The organism is Acidicapsa ligni (assembly GCF_025685655.1).
GTDB lineage: Bacteria > Acidobacteriota > Terriglobia > Terriglobales > Acidobacteriaceae > Acidicapsa > Acidicapsa ligni.
Genome location: NZ_JAGSYG010000010.1, coordinates 13,386 through 32,352, shown reverse-complemented (window position 1 = coordinate 32,352; position 18,967 = coordinate 13,386). Strand labels below are relative to the sequence as shown.

15 protein-coding genes are annotated in these 18,967 nt (G+C 54.0%); 7 read left to right on the top strand and 8 right to left on the bottom strand.

What is annotated here, in order from left to right; translation table 11 throughout:
- Positions 1–34: 34 nt before the first annotated feature.
- From mutS to OHL19_RS22575, 6 genes are all read left to right on the top strand, one after another.
- Positions 35–2,683 carry a DNA mismatch repair protein MutS gene (gene mutS / locus OHL19_RS22600; RefSeq protein WP_263360182.1) on the top strand — a complete coding sequence of 883 codons (2,649 nt, stop codon included), beginning with the start codon at positions 35–37 and terminating at the stop codon, positions 2,681–2,683.
- Positions 2,684–2,685: 2 nt separating this feature from the next.
- Positions 2,686–3,780 (top strand): beta-N-acetylhexosaminidase, encoded by a 1,095-nt coding sequence (gene nagZ, locus OHL19_RS22595; RefSeq protein ID WP_263360112.1) that lies wholly within the window; start codon positions 2,686–2,688, stop codon positions 3,778–3,780.
- A 41-nt stretch (positions 3,781–3,821) separates the two neighbouring features.
- Positions 3,822–4,961, top strand: coding sequence for an anhydro-N-acetylmuramic acid kinase (locus tag OHL19_RS22590; RefSeq protein WP_263360111.1), 1,140 nt, complete (start codon positions 3,822–3,824; stop codon positions 4,959–4,961).
- Positions 4,954–6,510, top strand: coding sequence for an ABC transporter substrate-binding protein (locus OHL19_RS22585; RefSeq protein ID WP_263360110.1), 1,557 nt, complete (start codon positions 4,954–4,956; stop codon positions 6,508–6,510). The genes OHL19_RS22590 and OHL19_RS22585 overlap by 8 nt, the downstream gene beginning before the upstream one ends.
- A 117-nt stretch (positions 6,511–6,627) precedes the next feature.
- Positions 6,628–7,866: a hypothetical protein gene (locus OHL19_RS23220; RefSeq protein WP_263360109.1), complete on the top strand. Its 1,239-nt coding sequence runs from the start codon at positions 6,628–6,630 to the stop codon at positions 7,864–7,866.
- A gap of 41 nt (positions 7,867–7,907) precedes the next feature.
- Positions 7,908–10,871: a TonB-dependent receptor gene (locus OHL19_RS22575; protein ID WP_263360108.1), complete on the top strand. Its 2,964-nt coding sequence runs from the start codon at positions 7,908–7,910 to the stop codon at positions 10,869–10,871.
- On the opposite strand, the gene OHL19_RS22570 is transcribed toward OHL19_RS22575, so the two are convergent.
- The 8 genes from OHL19_RS22570 to OHL19_RS22535 all read right to left on the bottom strand — a co-directional run bounded on the left by OHL19_RS22570 (position 10,868) and on the right by OHL19_RS22535 (position 17,424).
- The gene (locus tag OHL19_RS22570; RefSeq protein WP_263360107.1) at positions 10,868–12,265 is read right to left on the bottom strand and encodes a glycosyltransferase family 39 protein; all 1,398 of its coding nucleotides are present in this window, start codon (positions 12,263–12,265) and stop codon (positions 10,868–10,870) included. The two genes, OHL19_RS22575 and OHL19_RS22570, sit on opposite strands and share 4 nt — an antisense overlap.
- A complete protein-coding gene (locus OHL19_RS22565; RefSeq protein WP_263360106.1) occupies positions 12,262–13,353 on the bottom strand; it encodes a glycosyltransferase in 1,092 nt (363 codons plus the stop codon). Before OHL19_RS22565 ends, OHL19_RS22570 begins: the two co-directional genes overlap by 4 nt.
- Before the next feature lie 92 nt (positions 13,354–13,445).
- Complete coding sequence (locus OHL19_RS22560) at positions 13,446–13,946, bottom strand: DoxX family protein (protein WP_263360105.1); 501 nt, start codon at positions 13,944–13,946, stop codon at positions 13,446–13,448.
- Between the two features lie 2 nt (positions 13,947–13,948).
- Complete coding sequence (locus tag OHL19_RS22555; protein WP_263360104.1) at positions 13,949–14,848, bottom strand: HvfC/BufC N-terminal domain-containing protein; 900 nt, start codon at positions 14,846–14,848, stop codon at positions 13,949–13,951.
- Positions 14,845–15,720 carry an MNIO family bufferin maturase gene (bufB, locus tag OHL19_RS22550; RefSeq protein WP_263360103.1) on the bottom strand — a complete coding sequence of 292 codons (876 nt, stop codon included), beginning with the start codon at positions 15,718–15,720 and terminating at the stop codon, positions 14,845–14,847. The genes OHL19_RS22555 and bufB overlap by 4 nt, the downstream gene beginning before the upstream one ends.
- A 123-nt stretch (positions 15,721–15,843) precedes the next feature.
- Positions 15,844–16,146, bottom strand: coding sequence for a hypothetical protein (locus tag OHL19_RS22545; RefSeq protein WP_263360102.1), 303 nt, complete (start codon positions 16,144–16,146; stop codon positions 15,844–15,846).
- A 382-nt stretch (positions 16,147–16,528) separates the two neighbouring features.
- The gene (locus tag OHL19_RS22540; protein ID WP_263360101.1) at positions 16,529–16,771 is read right to left on the bottom strand and encodes an anti-sigma factor family protein; all 243 of its coding nucleotides are present in this window, start codon (positions 16,769–16,771) and stop codon (positions 16,529–16,531) included.
- Entirely contained in the window at positions 16,768–17,424 is a 657-nt protein-coding gene (locus tag OHL19_RS22535) for an RNA polymerase sigma factor (protein WP_263360100.1), read from the bottom strand. The genes OHL19_RS22540 and OHL19_RS22535 overlap by 4 nt, the downstream gene beginning before the upstream one ends.
- 194 nt (positions 17,425–17,618) lie before the next feature.
- On the opposite strand from OHL19_RS22535, the gene OHL19_RS22530 reads away from it, so the two are divergent.
- A complete protein-coding gene (locus tag OHL19_RS22530) occupies positions 17,619–18,965 on the top strand; it encodes an MATE family efflux transporter (RefSeq protein ID WP_263360099.1) in 1,347 nt (448 codons plus the stop codon).
- Positions 18,966–18,967 lie beyond the last annotated feature (2 nt).

The following is an 18,967-nucleotide window of genomic DNA, read 5'->3' as shown; positions in this document are numbered from 1 at the left end:
TCCAGAAATAAACAAGACCGACGCAGACGCCCTGATGCCTGCTGCGAAGCCTGGCGCCAGAACGAGTTCAAATCCAGGTCCGGACCAGCAGCTAACGCCTGTGATGCAGCAGTTTATGGCGGCCAAGCGCCAATATCCAGACACCCTTATTTTCTTTCGCATGGGCGACTTTTACGAGTTGTTCTATGACGATGCGATCACGGCCAGCCGGGAGTTGCAGATTACGCTGACGGCACGCGACCGGGAGCGGACTCAGCCGATGTGCGGGGTTCCCTACCATGCTGCGGAGGGGTATCTGCAGCGATTGCTGCGGAAAGGCTATCGAATCGCCATCTGCGAACAGATGGAAGACCCCAAGCTGACGAAAAAAATCGTCAGGCGTGAGGTCACGCGGGTCCTGACGCCTGGAACGGCGCTGGATTCGTCGCTGGGGCAGGAACAGAATAACTTTCTCGCGGCTTTTCATCAGGACGGACAGACAGCGGCGCTGGCTTTGTTGGATCTTTCAACAGGCGAGTTTCGGTCTGCGGAGTTTAGTGGCGCCAATGCCCACCAGTTGGCGCTGGATGAGCTGCTGAAGGCGCAGCCCAGCGAACTTCTGCTGGCTTCATCTGCTTCAGAAGGGTTTGCGGCTGAGTTGAATCGGGTTGTTACTCGGACGCATGTCGAGGATTGGGTCTGGACGAGAGATTATGCGGTGCCGCTGGTAGAGCGGCAGTTGGGAGTTCAATCGCTGGAGGGGTTTGGGCTGGCCGGCCATCCGGCGGCTGCGATTGCGGCTGGGGTGGTGCTGCATTATGTGCAGCAGACGCAAAAGCTGGATGCACTGCATCTGGATTCGCTGCGGTTTGTGGAGTTTGCAGACGGGCTGCAACTGGATCAGGTGACGGTGCGAAATCTGGAACTGGTAGAACCGCTGGTGTCCGGACAGGATAACCGCACGACCCTGTTTCATACGCTGGATTGCAGTCAGACTCCGATGGGCAAGCGATTTTTGCGGGCTGCGATATTGCGGCCTTTGTATGACGCGGATGTTATCAATGCTCGATATACAGCGGTGGCTGAGGCGCATGGCGACTTGCTGCGGCGCGAGGATTTGCGTAAGGCGTTGAGCGGGATTCTGGATCTTGAGCGGTTGCTGGCGCGGCTTTCCCTGGACAGCGCCGGACCTCGCGACGTAGCTGCACTGGCTACAAGTCTTGTACGGTTGCCGGGAGTGTTGCACGCGGCGAGTGCGATGACCGCTCCGCTTTGGCGCGAGTTGGTTGGACGCCTGGATACGCTAACGGATATTGCTTCGCTGGTGCAATCGACGCTTACGGCTGAGCCTCCGCTTACGCTGGTGGATGGCGGTGCGATTGGTGAGGGTGTATCGAAAGAATTGGATGAGTTACGAGAGATCAGCCGATCGGGACGGCAATCGATTGCGACGATTGAAGAGCGCGAACGAGCTCGCACTGGGATAGGTTCGCTGAAAGTTCGGTATAACTCGGTGTTTGGTTATTACATCGAGATCAGTAAGTCGAATCTGGCGATGGCTCCGGCGGACTATGAGCGCAAGCAGACGCTGGTCAATGCGGAGCGATTTACTACTCCTGAGTTGAAGGACTACGAGGTGCGTGTGCTTACGGCGCACGACCGCGCAATTGAGATAGAGAAGCAGTTGTTTGCCGCGCTGCGCAAGAGTGTGCTGGAGGCTGCCAGCCGCATTCGGCGGGCCTCAGCCGTGGTTGCGGAGATCGATCTGCTGGCCGGGTTTGCACACCTGGCTTCAGTGCGAGGATACGTGCGTCCGGTACTGGTAGAAGAGCCTGTGCTGGAGGCTGTGGCTGGACGGCATCCGGTGATTGAGCATTGGATGGGCGAGAGCGGCAGTGGGCGGTTTATTCCGAACAGCTTGTATCTGGATGGTGCCGGGCCGAGTCTTCTGTTGATAACCGGGCCTAACATGGGCGGTAAGAGCACTTATCTTCGACAGGCGGCAATGTTAGTACTGATGGCGCAGATGGGATGTTATGTTCCGGCAGAGAGTTTGCGCTATGGGCTGGTAGATCGCATCTACACGCGTATTGGTGCGAGCGATAACGTAGCACGCGGACGATCGACATTCATGGTGGAGATGACGGAAACGGCAACGATCCTGAATACAGCGACTGCGCGATCGCTGGTGTTGCTCGATGAGATGGGTCGAGGCACGGCTACGTTTGATGGGCTGTCGCTGGCCTGGGCTACGGTGGAGTTTTTACATGCGGAGATAGGCGCGCGGACGCTGTTTGCGACGCACTATCACGAGCTGACCATGCTGACGGAAAAGCTGCCGCGTGCGCTGAATCTGCGGGTAGCAGTGAAGGAAACATCCTCTGGGATTGTGTTTCTGCATTCGATTGAGCAGGGTGCAGCCTCAAAGAGTTATGGCATTGAAGTGGCCAAGCTGGCTGGGCTGCCAAAGGTGGTACTTGAACGAGCGCGGCATATTCTGAAGCAGCATGAAAAGCAGGAGCGGCGCAGCGTACAGGTCGAGACAGAAGAGCCGATGCAGATGACGATGTTTACTCCACTGTCGCAGCGTATTGTGGACCGGATTGCGGAGACGGATGTTAACTCGCTGACGCCACTGCAGGCGTTGAATCTGCTTGAAGAGTTGAAGCAGGAGTTAGGCGAGACTGCGGGGTTCCGAAGTTAGCTATGGGTATAAGTGACAAACATATTCGACACGCTGCCGGAAGCCTACTTGTAGTAGGTCTTTCGGGAACCGAAGTTACTGCCCTGGAGCAGGCATGGCTGAAGCTGGTGCGGCCTTCGGGGATCATTCTGTTTCGCCGCAACATCGTGGATGCGGGGCAGACACGAAGCTTGCTGGCTGAGGCTGCGAGCTTTTGTGGAAGCGCGTCTTTACGCTGCGTGGATATTGAAGGTGGAACGGTTGATCGGCTGCGGGATGCTGTGGCGCCTATGCCCTCGGCGCAGGCTGTGGCGCGGACTGGACGGCTTGCATGGATGAAGCAGCATGGCGAATTGATTGCGAAAGAGGCGTCAGCATTTGGGTTTAATACGACGCTGGCTCCGGTGCTGGATCTTGCTTTGCCCGTGTCAGCGAACGTGATGGGGACGCGCTCAGCGGATGCTACTCCGGATGGAGTTATCCGATACGTGCGAGCCTTTTTACAGGGGTTGTCCGCTCATGGGGTAGTGGGTTGCGCGAAGCATTTTCCGGGGCTTGGTGGCGGCACACTCGACTCGCACCTGGAAACTCCGTCGATAAGTCGAAGCTGGAGCGAGTTATGGAACGAGGACCTAGTTCCCTATCGTGAACTGGCGCCGGAGTTATCGATGGTGATGGTAAATCATGCAGCTTATCCTGATACGCGCGGTGGAGATCGGCCTGCTACTGCTTCGCCTTTCTGGATCACGACCGTACTGCAAAAGAGGATTGGTTATCGAGGCTTGACCTTCTCCGATGATATGGAGATGGGCGGGATTTTGAAGTATCTGCCCATGGAAGAAGCAGCGATTGCCGCGGTGCGAGCCGGGCTTCACATGATGGAGATTTGCCATAGCCCCGAGCTGATTTTGCGATGCTATGAATCGCTGATTCATGAGGCTGAGCGGTCGATTGCTTTTCGCAAACTGCTCTTTGAGAGAGCGCGAGCTGCGGCACGATTGCGGTCTGCTCGTTTCAGCAGGCCGACTACACGAGCGCTGAACGCGACGCAGTTGAATGCGCTTCGAGAGAAGGTTTTGCGTTTTGGAGAAACAGTGAAGGCGGCGCAGCCTGCATGATAACTAAACGGACGAAACAGACGTTGACTGTTGCTGGAATCATGAGCGGGACTTCCGCGGATGGAATCGATGTAGCTCTGGTTCGCATTCGAGAGGGCGCGGATGGGGCTCCATCGTTGCGGTTCCTCGCGCATGAAGGCTTTCCATTTTCAGCCGCGCTGCGCAAGGCGGTGCTGGGAGCGATGAATGCGCAGGTAACTTCGACAGCCGAGTTAGCAAGGCTTAACTGGCGATTGGGGCTGGCGTATGCGGAGGCGGTCAGGACGACGCTGGAAAGCAATCCAATGAAACTTGACCTGGTGGGCTGCCACGGGCAAACGCTCTATCATCAGGCGATGCCGATTCGTTATGCGGGAAGCACATTCGCATGTACATGGCAGGCGGGTGAACCTGCGATTCTTGCGGGTGAGTTAGGCGTGCCAGTGGTATCGAATTTTCGTCCAGCGGATATGGTAGCTGGTGGGCTTGGCGCTCCGCTGGTGCCGCTGTTGGACTTCGTATTGTTTCGTCATGCGAAGCGAGGACGGGTGCTGCAGAATATCGGCGGCATTGGAAACCTGACTTCGATTCCTGCTGGAGCAACGGTTGAACAGGTACAGGCTTTCGATACGGGACCGGGCAATATGGTGATCGATACGCTAATGTTTGAGCTCTATGGAAAGCGTATGGATCTGGGGGGAGCAGTTGCTGCTACCGGACGCGTACTTACGCCAGTGCTGGAGCGGGCATTACGCAATCCCTTCCTGCGCAAACTGCCTCCCAAGGCTGCCGGTCGGGAGCAGTTTGGACGCGAGTTTGCAGCCGCGTTTTTGTCGGACTGCCGAAAGATCAGCAAGAGAAAGCAGGACGCGATTGCTACGGCTTCTGCGTTTACGGTCGCTTCTATTGCACGTGCGTATCGAGATTTTGTTGCGGAGCGGATGGGCTCCGCCGCGGTGGATTATATTGTCGCCGGCGGCGGAGCGCGCAATATGACTTTGATGCGGCAGTTGGCTGACGCACTGAATCCTTATCGCTGTCACGTATCTTCGATTGATGATTTTGGCATGCCTGCCGAAGCCAAGGAAGCGGCAGCATTTGCATTGCTGGCATGGCAAACATGGATGCATCGTCCAGGAAATATTCCGTCGGCCACGGGGGCGAATCGACCTGCTGTTTTAGGGCAGGTCACCTATGTATAGAGCCTTGATTCTGCTTGCGCTGCTGGGCGGCATGACATGCATCGGCTGCCATAGGAATGCGAAGAGAACGGATGCTACGGTTGTCTTTTTGATTGAGAGCAGCCCTACTAATCTTGACCCGCGGATCGGTGTGGATGCGCAGTCAGAACATATCGATGAGTTGATGTTTGATGGGCTGGTGGTTCGTGATGCGAGCTATCGATTTGCTCCAGGATTGGCCCAGAGTTGGGAGCAGCCAGATCCGTTGACGCTCGTGTTTCACTTGCGGCCTGGTATTCACTTTCAGGATGGGCGGCTGCTTACTTCGCGGGATGTGCTGTGGACGCTGAACTCCATGCATGACGGCACACTCATAACTCCCAAAGCTGCGAGTTATGTATCCGTTGCGAGCATTGCCGCTCCGGATGCGTCGACTGTCGTATTGCATTTGAAGGTGCCGGATAATTTTCTGCTGGGAAATCTTTCTACTGGAGCTATGGGTATTGTTCCGGAGGGGAGCGGTCGTGATTTCTGGAAGCACCCGGTGGGCACCGGGGTCTTTCGCTTTGTAAGCCAGGAGACGGACAAGGAAGTTGTGCTGGAGCGCGATTCTCAAAGCTGGGAGAACCTGGCTGACCTGGGCACCGCAGGATCAGACAGTGTTCAGCGAGTTCGATTTGCAGTTGTACCCGATGCCATTACGCGCGCGCTGGAGCTTGAAAAAGGATCGGCGGATGTGACAAGCAATGCCCTGCCCGCAGATGTGTTGCCAGTGCTGGCTGCACAAAAATCTCTAAAGGTAGAAAGTGTCGGCGGGACGATGGTGCAGTATCTTGCCTTCAATACGGTCGATCCTATCCTTCGTGATGCACGGGTACGTCAGGCAATTGCCTGCGCAATTGACCGTGAACGTATCCTCAAGACGTTACTGGGTGGGCGGGCTCGACTTACTTCGAGCTTGCTGCCTGCACACCATTGGGCCTGGGCTGGAGATGTAGCGACTTATACATACAATCCAGCTCGATCGGAGCAACTTCTCGATGAGGCTGGACATCGGGCCGGGGCGAATGGAGTGCGATTACATCTAACAATGAAAACCAGTACGGATGATGGTACGAGGCTATTGGCTGCGACCTTTCAGCAGGAACTGGCCAAGGTTGGGATTGCGCTGGATATACGAAGTTATGAACCGGCTACCTTTGTGCAGGATCTGACTCGCGGGTCATTTCAGATGTATTCGCTGCGGTGGGTTGGCGGCAATGAGCAGCCGGATATTTTTGGATATGCATTTAGTTCGGCGCGCATTCCACCCAGGGGCGCGAACCGGGGGAGATATCGCAATCGAGAGCTGGATGCATTCTTGGACGATGCCAGCCGGTCTACTGACCAATCCCAGCGGCGAACCGATTATGTTCAGGCCCAACAATTACTGGCTCGTGAGCTGCCTGCATTCAATTTGTGGTATCAGGACTCGATAGTCGTCCATAACCAGAGATTGACGAACATTTCGATTAGTCCATCGGGCAGCTTTGTTTTCCTGCGGACTGCAAAATGCTTACCACAATCCTAATCCGGGTAAACTTTCTTTCTAAGCATCTCGTCTACATGATGGGATGAAAATCCGGTAATTTGCGATGAGTCAATCGCTACCCGCCACGTAAGTATGCCCGTAGCCAGGAGAGCAAAGATGCCGAGTTTGAGAACTTATCCAATCCATCGATCACTATTGGGCATTATGCTCGCGGTATCCTGCGGTACACCTTACCTGATAGGGCAGGCGCCATCAACTCCTGCTACGGGAGCACCAGTCACGAATCCGACCCGCTTCGTGGGCACTGTTACTGCTGCCTCGGCGGGAGTTCTTTCCATAAAAACGGATGCGGGCACCGAGCGCAAAGTAACTGTCCCCGACGGAATTAAAATTCAACGGATCGCGCCGGGCGAAAAGGACTTAAGCAAGGCCGCGGTTATCCAGTTCAGTGATCTGGCAACGGGCGACCGCGTACTGGTCAAGATTGCTCCGGAGCCGACTACCGATCCGGTTACTGCGATTTCTATCATCGCTATACCCCAGGCAGATCTAGCTCAGAAGCAGCAGCAGGAGCAGGCAGATTGGCAGCGTCGCGGAGTCGGTGGCCTGGTGAAGAGCGTCGATCCCGGTACGGGGATTGTGGTGATCACCTCCGGGGCAGGGGCAACGCAGAAAACAACTACGCTGCATATCTCTCCTGCAACGATTCTGCGCCGGTACGCTCCGGATTCCGTGAGTTTCGATAAGGCCAAAACAGCTCCGATTGAGGTCATTCATGTTGGGGATCAGCTTCGCGCTCGCGGCACCAAGAATGCCGATGGGACAGATGTAGCCGCAGAAGAGATTGTTTCCGGCAGCTTCCGCAACATCTCAGGCACCATCATTGCTGTGAATCAAGGGGCGATGACGCTTTCGCTGAAAGATCTGGCCACCAAGCAGACTGTTACCGTGCATGTCGGTCCAGATGCACAGATGCGCAAACTGCCGGAGATGATGGCGAAACGGCTGGCAAATATTACGAAGCCTGGCGAGGGCGCTTCGACAGCGGGAAAAGCTGGCGCTGCTGGCAGCCCGGCAGGTGGTGGACAAGGAACTCAGCAATCTCCCCAGGGTGCTCAACCAGGCGCGACACAGGCATCTGGAGAAAATGGCCGTTCAGCTCGCGCAGGTGGCGGAGATATGCAACAAATGTTGAATCGGGCACCTGCAATTCATCTCGCAGACTTGCAAAAGGGAGATGCAGTGATGCTGGTTTCGACGGAAGGAACAGGCGACGTAACAGCGATTACGCTGCTGGCTGGTGTTGAGCCATTGCTAGAAGCTCCTGCTTCAACACAAAACATGCTGCTCTCCAACTGGAGCATGAGTTCCGGTGGAGCTGAATCAGCTCAATAACTGACATTGATTTGAATGCTTTACTTTGTGATGGGGGATACGTGTACTCAAAACGAACATACTCGATAGCTATTCTAGGCGGCCTACTTTTGCTGGCGCACTATGGGATAGCTCAAACAACACCTCAAGCGCCGGCTACGATTGCTGGAAACGCGACTTCGCAGGCCTCTGTACATGGAACGGTCACAGATCCGTCCGGTGCTCTGATTCCCGGAACCACCGTGACGGTGAATGACGCAGGGGGCAAGATTGTCGCCAAAGCGACGGCCGACGCAGCGGGAAAATATGAGATCCACACGCTGGCTCCGGGTGCTTATTCCATCATGGCTGTCACCGATGGTTTCGCGCCCTTCTCTTCGCAGGCGATTACTTTGACGGCGGGCCAGGTCAAGCGCATCGATATCTCGATGGCTATCCAGACTGAGCAACAGAATGTGGTTGTTACGGACGAGACTCCGACGGTAAGTGTCGATGCAGACAGCAATGCAAACAGCCTGGTGATCAAGGGCAAGGATCTGGAAGCGTTATCGGATGATCCGGATGAGCTCTCGAATGAGCTTTCAGCATTGGCTGGTCCATCGGCTGGTCCGAATGGCGGACAGATCTATATTGACGGCTTCAGCAATGGACAGTTGCCACCGAAGTCTTCCATTCGCGAGATTCGAGTAAACCAGAATCCTTACTCTGCGGAGTATGATCGTCTGGGCTTTGGCCGAATCGAAATTCTGACCAAACCCGGTACAGATAAATTGCATGGTCAATTCCTGATCCAGGGAAATGATAGTTCTTTCAATACCGGGAATCCGTTCACCAAGACCACAGAGCCGTATGACAGCTACCAGTACAACGGAACGCTGAACGGATCGCTTTCGAAGAAAGCCTCTTTTTTCGTGTCCGCCGAGCATAGGGCGATCAACAATCTAACCGTGTATGACACGCCTATCGGATCTGGAAGTATTTCAAACCCACGCTCGCGCACCAATGTTTCTCCGCGCATCGATCTCCAGTTGGGTCAGAAAAATACTCTGACGATGCGATATCAGCTCTTTAGAAACAGCGAGTCCGGTGAGCTTGGCGCGACGCAGACTCCGGATGGCGCAACTTCGGAAACATCCACCGATAACAACATTCAGATCAGCGATACGCAAATTATCAATGATCATATTGTGAATGAGACGCGGTTCCAGTATGAGCATTCGATCTCTTCCACCACTCCAGTCAGCAGTACTCCGACGATCAATGTAAACAATTCGTTTTCGACAGGTGGCGCTTCAGGGCAGTCAAGCCACGATCACACGGACAACCTGGAGTTTCAGAACTTGACGACGATGTCGCTTGGGAAACATGCCATCAAGTTTGGAACACGTCTTCGCGACTCTCGTGATGCAAATTCAGCAAACTCCGGCTTCAATGGGAACTTTACGTTTGACACTCTAGCCGATTATCAAAACGCGATCGCACATCCTACAACGGCAAATCCTTCGCAGTTGACCTATGCGACTGGTGTGCAGGGAGCGGTTGCAAATTTGTTTGACGCGGCGCTCTTCGTACAGGATGACTGGAAGTTCAACCGGAACCTTACACTCTCCGGCGGTCTGCGGTGGGAGTCGCAGAATCATGTCTCCGATCACAGCGACTGGGCGCCTCGCGTCTCAATGGCGTGGGCGTTGGACGGCAGACATGGGAAGCAGGCAAAAACAGTTTTGCGCGCTGGATACGGTATCTTCTACGACCGGATGCTGGTGCCTGATTTCCTGACGATCAATCGAGCCAGTATCCAGGAGCAATTCACCTTGGCTCCGCCTACAGACGGCAGCGATCCTACCTATCTTGCGAACTGCTTCCAGGCAAGCCAGACTACGTTCAACCCCACGACATGCGGTACCGGAACCGTAGCAGCTCGAAGCAAGTATGAAGTTGCACCGAATTATCGCTCGCCATATACGCAGCAATTTGGAGCAAGCCTTGAGCGTCAGGTTTCAAAGGCGCAGACTGCGACTCTGACGTATCTTCACTCGACCGGCGTGCATCAACTCGTGGAGATCAATGCGAACGCGCCGTACTTTCCCGACTACAACGCCGCGCTTGGAAACGTGTACCAGTTTTTCCCGGAAGGCGTATTCAAGCAGGATCAGCTCATCCTGAATACGAATGCCCGTTTCTCTCCTAACTTCAATGTGTTTGGTTTCTATACACTTAGTTTCGCAAATTCGAATGGAGCAGCGGGATCGACTGCATCCAACTCACTTAACCTCAGCCAGGACTACGGTCGGGCCGGTTTCGTTTCGCGGAACAGCCTGTTTCTAGTCGGGAGTTATTCTGGCCCGTGGGGCATTCGCTTCAATCCTTTTCTGGTTGCGCAGTCGGGTAAGCCATTCAACATCGTTGTTGCCAACGACCTGAATGGCGATACCTTCCGTAATGACCGGCCGGGACTGGTTGCATCTTCCAATTGCACACCTGACTCCATGCAATACAAACAAACATCGTATGGATGCCTCGACACAACTCCAGTGGCAGGCGAAAAGCTGATTGCAATGAATGCTGGAAACGGTCCGGCAGCAGTGGCAGTAAACCTGCGTGTCAGCCGCTCGTTTGGCATAGGGCCAAAGCTCGTAAAAGCCGATCCGAATGCGAATCAGGGTGGGCAGGGCGGTGGACCCCAAGGAGGCCGCGGTAATGGAGGCGGCGGTGGCGGACGCGGCGGACCAGGCGGTGGCTTTGGCCCCGGCGGATTCGGTGGTGGTGGGCGTGGTGGTCCGGGCGGAATGTTTGGGAGCACGGCGTCGAATCGCAGGTACAACTTGAACTTCAGTGTTCAGGCATTGAACTTGTTTAACAACATCGACTACGGCACACCGAACGGCACGGCCATCGCACCGGGAGTATTGGCCAAAGACAATACAACCGATATTTTTGGCAAGTCACAAAGTCTTGCGCAGGGTATATTCTCGCAAGGTTCCGCGGCGCGCCGAGTCTTTCTACAGGCAGTTTTCAGCTTCTAAAAAACAGGCGTGGGGTCAGTGGTTGAGACCCCACGTTTTTTGCTTTGCAATGTCGTAATTCCTCCCGCCGCCAGTACACAGATCACAGGCATGATGGGCAAACGATAACGTCCGACCGCCTGAGCACCTCCTGAGATCAGGAGAAAATACATTGCGACTCCAATGAGAACTGCAAGACAATATCGATCCGCAGAACCCTTCCCTATTCCAATCACAGACAAGACGTAGAGCAGCAACAGTATTCCTTCAAGAACGCACATCGTAGCTGCCACAGCTGGATGTAAGGCAATTACAACAATGAGGGAATGCAGGATGCCTTCGTTCAGGACGCGGCGAGGCATTGCATGGTCGCTGGGGTATGCACCGAGCAGTTCCAACAACTCTGCCGCGCAGGGAGTAAAGGCTACAACGCCCACGCCTGCCATGTGCGACTTGAGATAGAGTAAGCGGTTCGCGGTAAGGATCGTCGCCGCGTCGTGATGCATCATCGATAGCCGCTGGGCTTGGCTGCTGTTACGTAGTTCAGGATGAATCGCAAGGAATCTTGACTCATCGGAATAGGCCAGCCTGCTCTGCTGTTCAAGCAGCGAGATGTGGTTTAGCTCGGCAGTGATCTCTGCTGACTGATAGAAGTAGAGGTTCTTTTCGACGATGCTGGAGAAGCCGTGATAGCCCGTTTCAATCCCGTTACGAACCTGCCACAAGACAAGCAATGGGAGACAGGTCAGAAGCAGAACAGCAGGAGACTTCCACCAGTTGGGCTTCCCTGCCGCAGTTATGATTGCCAGTCCGATTGCCAATGCAAATACGAGATAGTAACTGACCGGGCGTACATAAGTTGCCGCTGCAAGTGCGAGCCCGGCCATTGCGATTGCGCGTATCTTTCCAGATGAGCGATAGGCGAGCAGCCGGTCGATTACGAGTAATAATAGCGCGGTAAAAAGCGTCTCCGGCATGAGCCGTGTTGTATACATGAGAGACACTGGTTCAATGGCATAAAGCCATGCTGCAATCATGCCTGCGCGTTGATTGCGAAAAGTTCGAGTCGTGATTCGACTTATAAGAATGAGTGAGATTAAAGACAACGCAATCTGACAGACAACTACGGTGAGAGCGTTGTTGAACAACATCCCCGTGAGATTTACAAACAGCGGATAGCCTGGCGTGCGATCGATTTCAGGCAGACCTCCGCTGGTATACATACCATGCAGGATAAGATTGCGGCCCGGCTCAAGATAGCTGGCCGTATCGCCCTGGGTCATGACGGCTGTTCCGGTGCGCAGATACGTAATGAGCATCAGGATCACACGTAGAATGGCGGCGACCGCTAAGGAGTGACGGATGTTCTTCTTATCTACGATCAAGTTCTGGAGATGCTTTTGCAACTTGCTCATTCCTTCTCCTGAGCTATGACGCGTTCGTATAGAGATTGCCATTCCTCTGCTTTCGCATCCATTGAGAAAAGCGACGAAACGCGCTCTCTGGCGCGGGTTCCCATCTCGCGACGCTCTCGATTTGATTGGGCCATTGTGTTTAACATTGCGCCTGCCAGTGCCTGACTGTTCTTTGCTGCAACTACCTCTCCGGTCTCGCCCAGCAACTCGCGGACACCGCCCACGTCAGTTGCAACAATTGGTTTTTGCATGGCCATAGCTTCGCCCATGACTAACGGCATCCCTTCCCATGCAGACGATAGGACGAAGCCATCGGCAGCATCCAGCAGAGTTGGAATGTCGCGTCGCAGCCCGAGGAAATGGACTTCATGCATTGTCTCTGGGCCCGACTCAATGCCTGCTTGATCTCCTTCGCCAGCTATCCATAGGACCGCGTTTGAATGCTGTAGACGAACGATTGTGAAGGCGCGGAGCAGGTTCGGATAATCCTTTGCGGGCACAAGACGGCCGATGGCCAGCCATACAAATGCATCGACAACATGCCTTTGCTTACGCATGTTGTCGCGACTGGAACGCTCAGGAACGAACGCTGCTGTATCGATGCCATTGGTGACGAGGAACATCTTTTTTGCCGCGACTGCATGTGTGCGAATGAACCTTGCCTTTGCCGCGAGACTCACAGCGGTCACGACATCGGCAAAGCGGTCGGTCATTCGATACAGCAGCATTCGATGCCAGCCACCCTCGTAAATATTGTGGATGGTATTCACAGTAGCCGCTGTTACACCTCGCCATCGCAGTAACCGGGAAAATATGTTCGCAGGAAATGTATGGCTATGAAGGACGTCAGGACGGAATATAGCGAGGAATTGCGCGGCGAAGCGCAGACCATTCAAAATACTGCGTGGAGTCTTCTGCATGTTCAGACGCATAACCGGGAGCTTTACCGGCCACTCTTCAGCAGAGGAATGTTTGAGAAGGATCAGCGTGACGATGTGGCCTTTTGCGGCCATTCGTTCAGCGAGAGAGATTACTTGTTTTTCCGCGCCGCCGATTCCGAGCGTGGTCAATACGTACGCGATTCGCAAAGATGCCCTCATCCGCTTCGGGATATTCAATTGAATGGATTGCGGATTTACAAATGATATCCCGAAGAGATGGGTTGATTGCGTACAAGCGTTCAGTAGATGGTCGAATCAAGAGTTTCGCGACGGGAAAATCGTCGAATCAGGGTATCGATAGCCCACACTCCTGGTCCAAAAACAAGAACCATGAGAGACGAAAACCAGAAGGTATATGGGTCGGCGTTATAGAACTTTCCTGGGTCGCTGAAGATTGCGCCAAGCGCTTCCCTATCTGCCGTCCAATAAGCGACGCACATGTTGATAAAGAGCATCAGGCTTATGATTCTACTGCCAAGACCGAGGGTGAAAAGAGCGCCTCCGACGAGTTCAAGGAGCGAGACGAGAATGGCCGTCAGGTGAGGCTGCGGCAGGCCGAGCGAGGTAAAGAAATCGGTGACCTGCGCGATGTGATGCAATTTCCCCCAGCCCGATTGCATGAGTTGCCATCCCCAATAAAGACGGACCGCCAGAAGCAGCAAGGGTTGGCCGAGGTTCAGGAAGGACACGGCTGAAGCGTAGAGGTTTCCGAGATGTGCGAGAGATGATTTGTTTGGCATGGCTATCCTAATTTCGAATTAGTATCGGCTTCCGGTCGGCAGATCCAGCCAAGCTCAGCCCAATGAGTAAACCATTCGCGCACGGCGTTGATGCGGGTGGCTGTTGCCATGCGTGAACCTTCGAACCCCGCCTCAAGAGCATCGGGGAGCGTGGAACCGTTTCGCAGTGCAGAGAGAGTAAGAAACTCCGGACGCGTAAGGCTCTTGTAATACACCGATAGGTCAGCACGATGAATGGCCAGCCACGTCGCACGTTTGCGCAGACGTATCCGTGTATATGGAATGGAATCTTCGATGTCGCTGCGAGTTCCAGCTTCGCTCGATTCCCGCCTCTGCTTCTGGTGTAGCTCAAGTACAAGGCTGTCAGCGGGATAACTCAGCGCGAGTAATTGAAGATGCGGTTGCAATGTCAGCTTTGAATCGGCGCCGAGTTGTGAGATCTCTGCGAGGTTCAATGGTTGATATTCTGCGTTGTCAAAGGCCTCAATACATGCCCACTCAACACGCACGACATCGAGTGCTAACGCTATTTGCGGGCCAGCCCATTGAGGATTGCTTGTGAGCCATTCGAGCAGATTGGAGCCGAGATTTCTGAGAGAAAAGGACCGGCTTGGATGTGCCTCAAGATAAGCATTCGTCAATACCTCAAAACGCTCTGGACCGATCACTGCGCGCAGCGCGGGAAAGTCTTCAGCGAAGGTTCCCTGGAGACGAAACCAGTATTGGCGGTTATAAATTTCCAAGCGCTCAAATGCAGTCAGGCGATCATTGGGTTTGATGAACTCGGAAGCAACCTCATCCATTCCTCTACCGGCCGCGTCATGCGATTGCATCTCTTCATCTCGAGTAAGTGGTTGCATCACGGCTGCGGCCATGGCTCTTTGCAGTTGCTCGAGATTCATTTCGCAGCTCCAATCAATTCGGGTACAAGTTCCTTTGACTGGGCTGGCTGCAGATACTTTTCAGCCTTGCGGGCCTCGGCGTGAACTTCATCAAATGCCGGGATGCGATCATCCCATTCGAGCAATGTTGGCGTAGGTCCGCAGCGCTCTATGGCTCGTGCGTATAAGTCCCATACAGGCTCTATCACGGGATGATCATGAGTATCGAGGATGTACTTTTCGTAGCGGCTGTGACCGGCGATGTGGATTTGCGCAACACGCTCAGCAGGCACTGCGTTCACATAATCCATGGGCGCAAAGTTGTGATTGACCGAGGAGACATAAATATTATTTACATCGAGAAGTATGCCGCAGTCAGCGCGCTCGACTACTTCATTGAGGAACTCCCATTCGGTCATTTCAGAGAAGGTGAACTCGGCGTAACTGCTCACATTTTCTACAGCGATTGGGATCTCAAGAAAGTCCTGCACTTCGCGGATGCGGGCCGCCGTCTTCTCTACTGCTTCCCACGTGTAGGGTAGAGGCAACAGATCATGCGAGTAAGTGCCGTCGATGCTTCCCCAGCAGAGATGATCGGAGAGCCAGGGCGTATGGGTGCGCTTTGTAAGTGTCTTGAGTCGGCTGAGATGCTCACGATCCGGAGCTTGTGACGAGCCGAAATACATGGAGACGCCGTGCTGAACGACTTTGTATTGCTCCATGATGCGATCGAGCATATGCAGCGGGCGACCACCATCGATCATGTAATTTTCCGAGATGATTTCAAACCAATCGACGGCGGGCTTATGCGAAAAGATATGGTCGTAATGAGGGATGCGAAGCCCGATGCCTACACCGTGATTTTGAAATCCGTTGAATCGATTTCCCGCCATACATAGCCTCTATATTTCAGGTGATATCGTCTCGGCAAAACATCCTAAGCAGCACCGGAGACAGATAGGATCTGTCCCCGGTGACATTGCATCTCGCATGAAACGAGATTGCGGATAGACGCCTTAGGCAACCTTGGGTGGCTTGGTGCCATCGGTAGCGCAACCGCCCTTGCCCTTGCAGCTATTCTTGCCTTTGCAGCCATTGTCGCCGGCTTTGCAGCCGCCCTGTCCCTTGCAGTCGTTTTTGCCTTTACACGAGTGCTTGGCTGGCTTGTCGGCCATACCCACATAACGTACGCCTGCTACTGCGGAGTTTGAAGAGGCAGTGGTCGTGGCCGCAGATGCGCCATTGGAGGTAGGCTGAGCTGCGAGCGAAGTGCCGCTCACCAGACCGGAGAGAGCTGCGGTGAGCAGAAGTGCATTCATTGAAGTTTTCATCTGTGTTTGTCCTCGCTATTGGTTGATGAGCGGAGAATGCTCCGCTGGTTGCTGCATAGCAGAAGCACTCGATGACTCGTGTGCTTCCGCAGGAACAGTGTTCGCCCCTTAGGAGTGAAAGCGCAATACAAAAGTTACAAGGTACAAAGAAAAAACATTGGGGCAATTTTGATATTGCTGGCAACTGCCTTACATGCCCGACGAATAGGGTGACAGTTACGTCTCTCTGCTTCAAAGAGGCAAGCATTAAGACGGATTCTATTGAAACAGCCTTATCTCCCTCAAAACAAGTACGATTCTCGGCCTCAGGCAGATTGCATTATGAATGTTTATATTTGAACCAATTCAGGCGGCAAGGCCATTCTTATTCCTATGGCTCTGCCGCCAGAACTGCGTCGAGGCGCTGATGCAGCCGTTCTTCGTAACCGGATGGAATCTCAAAGATACGTTCATCGGCCACCAACACGACAACATTACGTGTGGAATCCATTACAGCCGAACAAATTTCGCAGTGCTCCAAGTGACGATCGATCTCGGCGCGCAGCAAGGAATCTACATCTCCATCTATATATGCGGAGATATAATCCCAGACGTGTCTGCAATCGATCTTCATACGCGCCTCCCGAAAAGTCCACGCTTCTTTGGTGCAAACATTTGTAAGACCGGGGCAAGTTCTTTTTGCAACATGGCGCGTGCTCGATGCAGTCTTACTTTTACCGAACCTGCCGTGATTCCAAGTACTGTCGCTGTTTCCTGAACATCCAATTCATCGATATCTCGAAGCTGAACTACATCACGATAAATTGGCGGCAGATTCAAGATAGCGCGACCGATACATTGCCCCAGTTCCTTGCGCTCCAGTGCTTCAAGCGGAACTTCGCGCCAATCTGTAAGCAACGCGGGCGTGAAGTCTCCACTGGATTCGTCGAGCTGAGATTCAAGTGGTTCCTCAGGACGACGAGCGCGCTTCCGAAGCAGGGCTAGACCTTCATTGCGAGCAATGGAGAGTGCCCAGGTGCTGAATTTAGCGTCCCCGCGAAACGCATGCAGATTGCGGTAAATCTTGATGAAGGTTTCCTGAGCCGCATCTTCAGCATCGGTTTCATTGTGCAACAACATAAACAGCATGACGAAGACGGCGCGCTCTACCGGACGAATCAAAGTATGGAAGAGCTGTTTTTCGCCTGCCAGTATGCGGGCTATCATCTCCAGAACAGAGTCTGGATTCTTGCTGTCCGTGTTGATCTGCATGTTGATTTGCGTCATCAAGCGCTAACGTTCCTATACTGCCAGTCTGACATTCAAGCTCGGAGCGCAGAGGACTGCATAAAGGCGCAGTGCCGTTTGCAATACCGTCCAGCGAGCCGTTTGAGGTTTGATGCCGGATACGGCATAAAGGTAACAAGGATTCGAAAGGGGATTCGGAATTAAGTAGAGCCTTTCTCGTTATAATCAGCCCAATGTCCTACTGGTATCGCCGCGTCTTTCAACTGGCAATTCCTCTTATCCTGTCAAATCTCACGCAACCACTGCTTTCGACAGTGGACACGATCCTTTCCGGGCATCTGCCTGGTGCTGCGGCGCTGGGTGGAGTGGCGATGGGCGGCATCTTCTTCAATGCCGTTTTCTGGACTTTTGCTTTTCTTCGTATGAGCACTACGGGGCTAGTCGCCCAAGCGCGAGGTGCTGGGCAGCATGACCATCTGCAACTTCATTTTCTACGCGCGCTGGTTTCTGCGTTCCTTATCGGAGCAATCATCGTTGCGCTGCGAGCGCCGTTGATTTCGCTTTCGCTTCATGTTCTTGGTGCCGGCAACGGCGTCCTGCAGAATGCGCAGATCTACTGCCGCATTCGCATATGGGCCGCGCCAGCAGCCCTGGCGAATTACGCCATCCTGGGCTATCTACTAGGGCGCCAGCGGGCACGCACTGCGCTACTGTTGCAGGCAATGATCAATGCTGTGAATGTAGGCGTCGCATTGTTTCTTGTGCTGCATCTTCAATGGGGCCTGGCGGGCATTGCAACGGCGACAATGGTTGCCGATATATCCGGATGCGTGCTTGGGCTCGCTATCTGCTACCAATTGCGACCGGCACAAGCGCAGTTTCGCGGGCAGGAACTGGTTGAGAAGCTTTTACATGGGCCCAGCTTGCGACATCTGTTCACGCTTAATCGCGATATCTTGCTGCGCACGCTCGGCCTGGTCGCTGCTTATGGTGCCTTTACTCGCGTCGGTGCCCGCGCCGGGGACACAGTGCTCGCGGCAAATGCAGTGCTGATGAACTTCCATTGGATCGCATCCTATGGTCTGGACGGCTTTGCCAACGCGACGGAAGCTTTGGTGGGCGAGGCCATTGGAGCACGCAGGATAGATCACTTTCGTGCCGTGCTGCGTGCGTCGACAACAGCAGCTTTTATCGTTGCCTCTGTAATTTCTCTTACATGGCTTGGCTTCGGCAGCAGACTGATTCCTTTGTTTACGAACCAGCCTGAGGTACGGCAGCTTGCTCTTCAATTTTTGCCGTGGGCTGTGCTGCTGCCTGTAATTTCGGTTTGGGGATTTCAGCTTGACGGCGTATTCATTGGCGCAACCCACGCTCGCGATCTTCGTGACAGCATGTTGCTTTCGCTGGCTGGATTTCTCGGACTTGTCTTCGTGCTTGCACCAAGGTTTGGCAACAATGGGCTGTGGGGCGCGTTCGCAGTGTTCATGTCTTTGCGTGGACTGACACTTGGAATGCGGCTGCCTCGTATCTATCAAATGCTTGCGCGAATGCCAGCGCAAATACCTGGGTTGACGCCCTGATT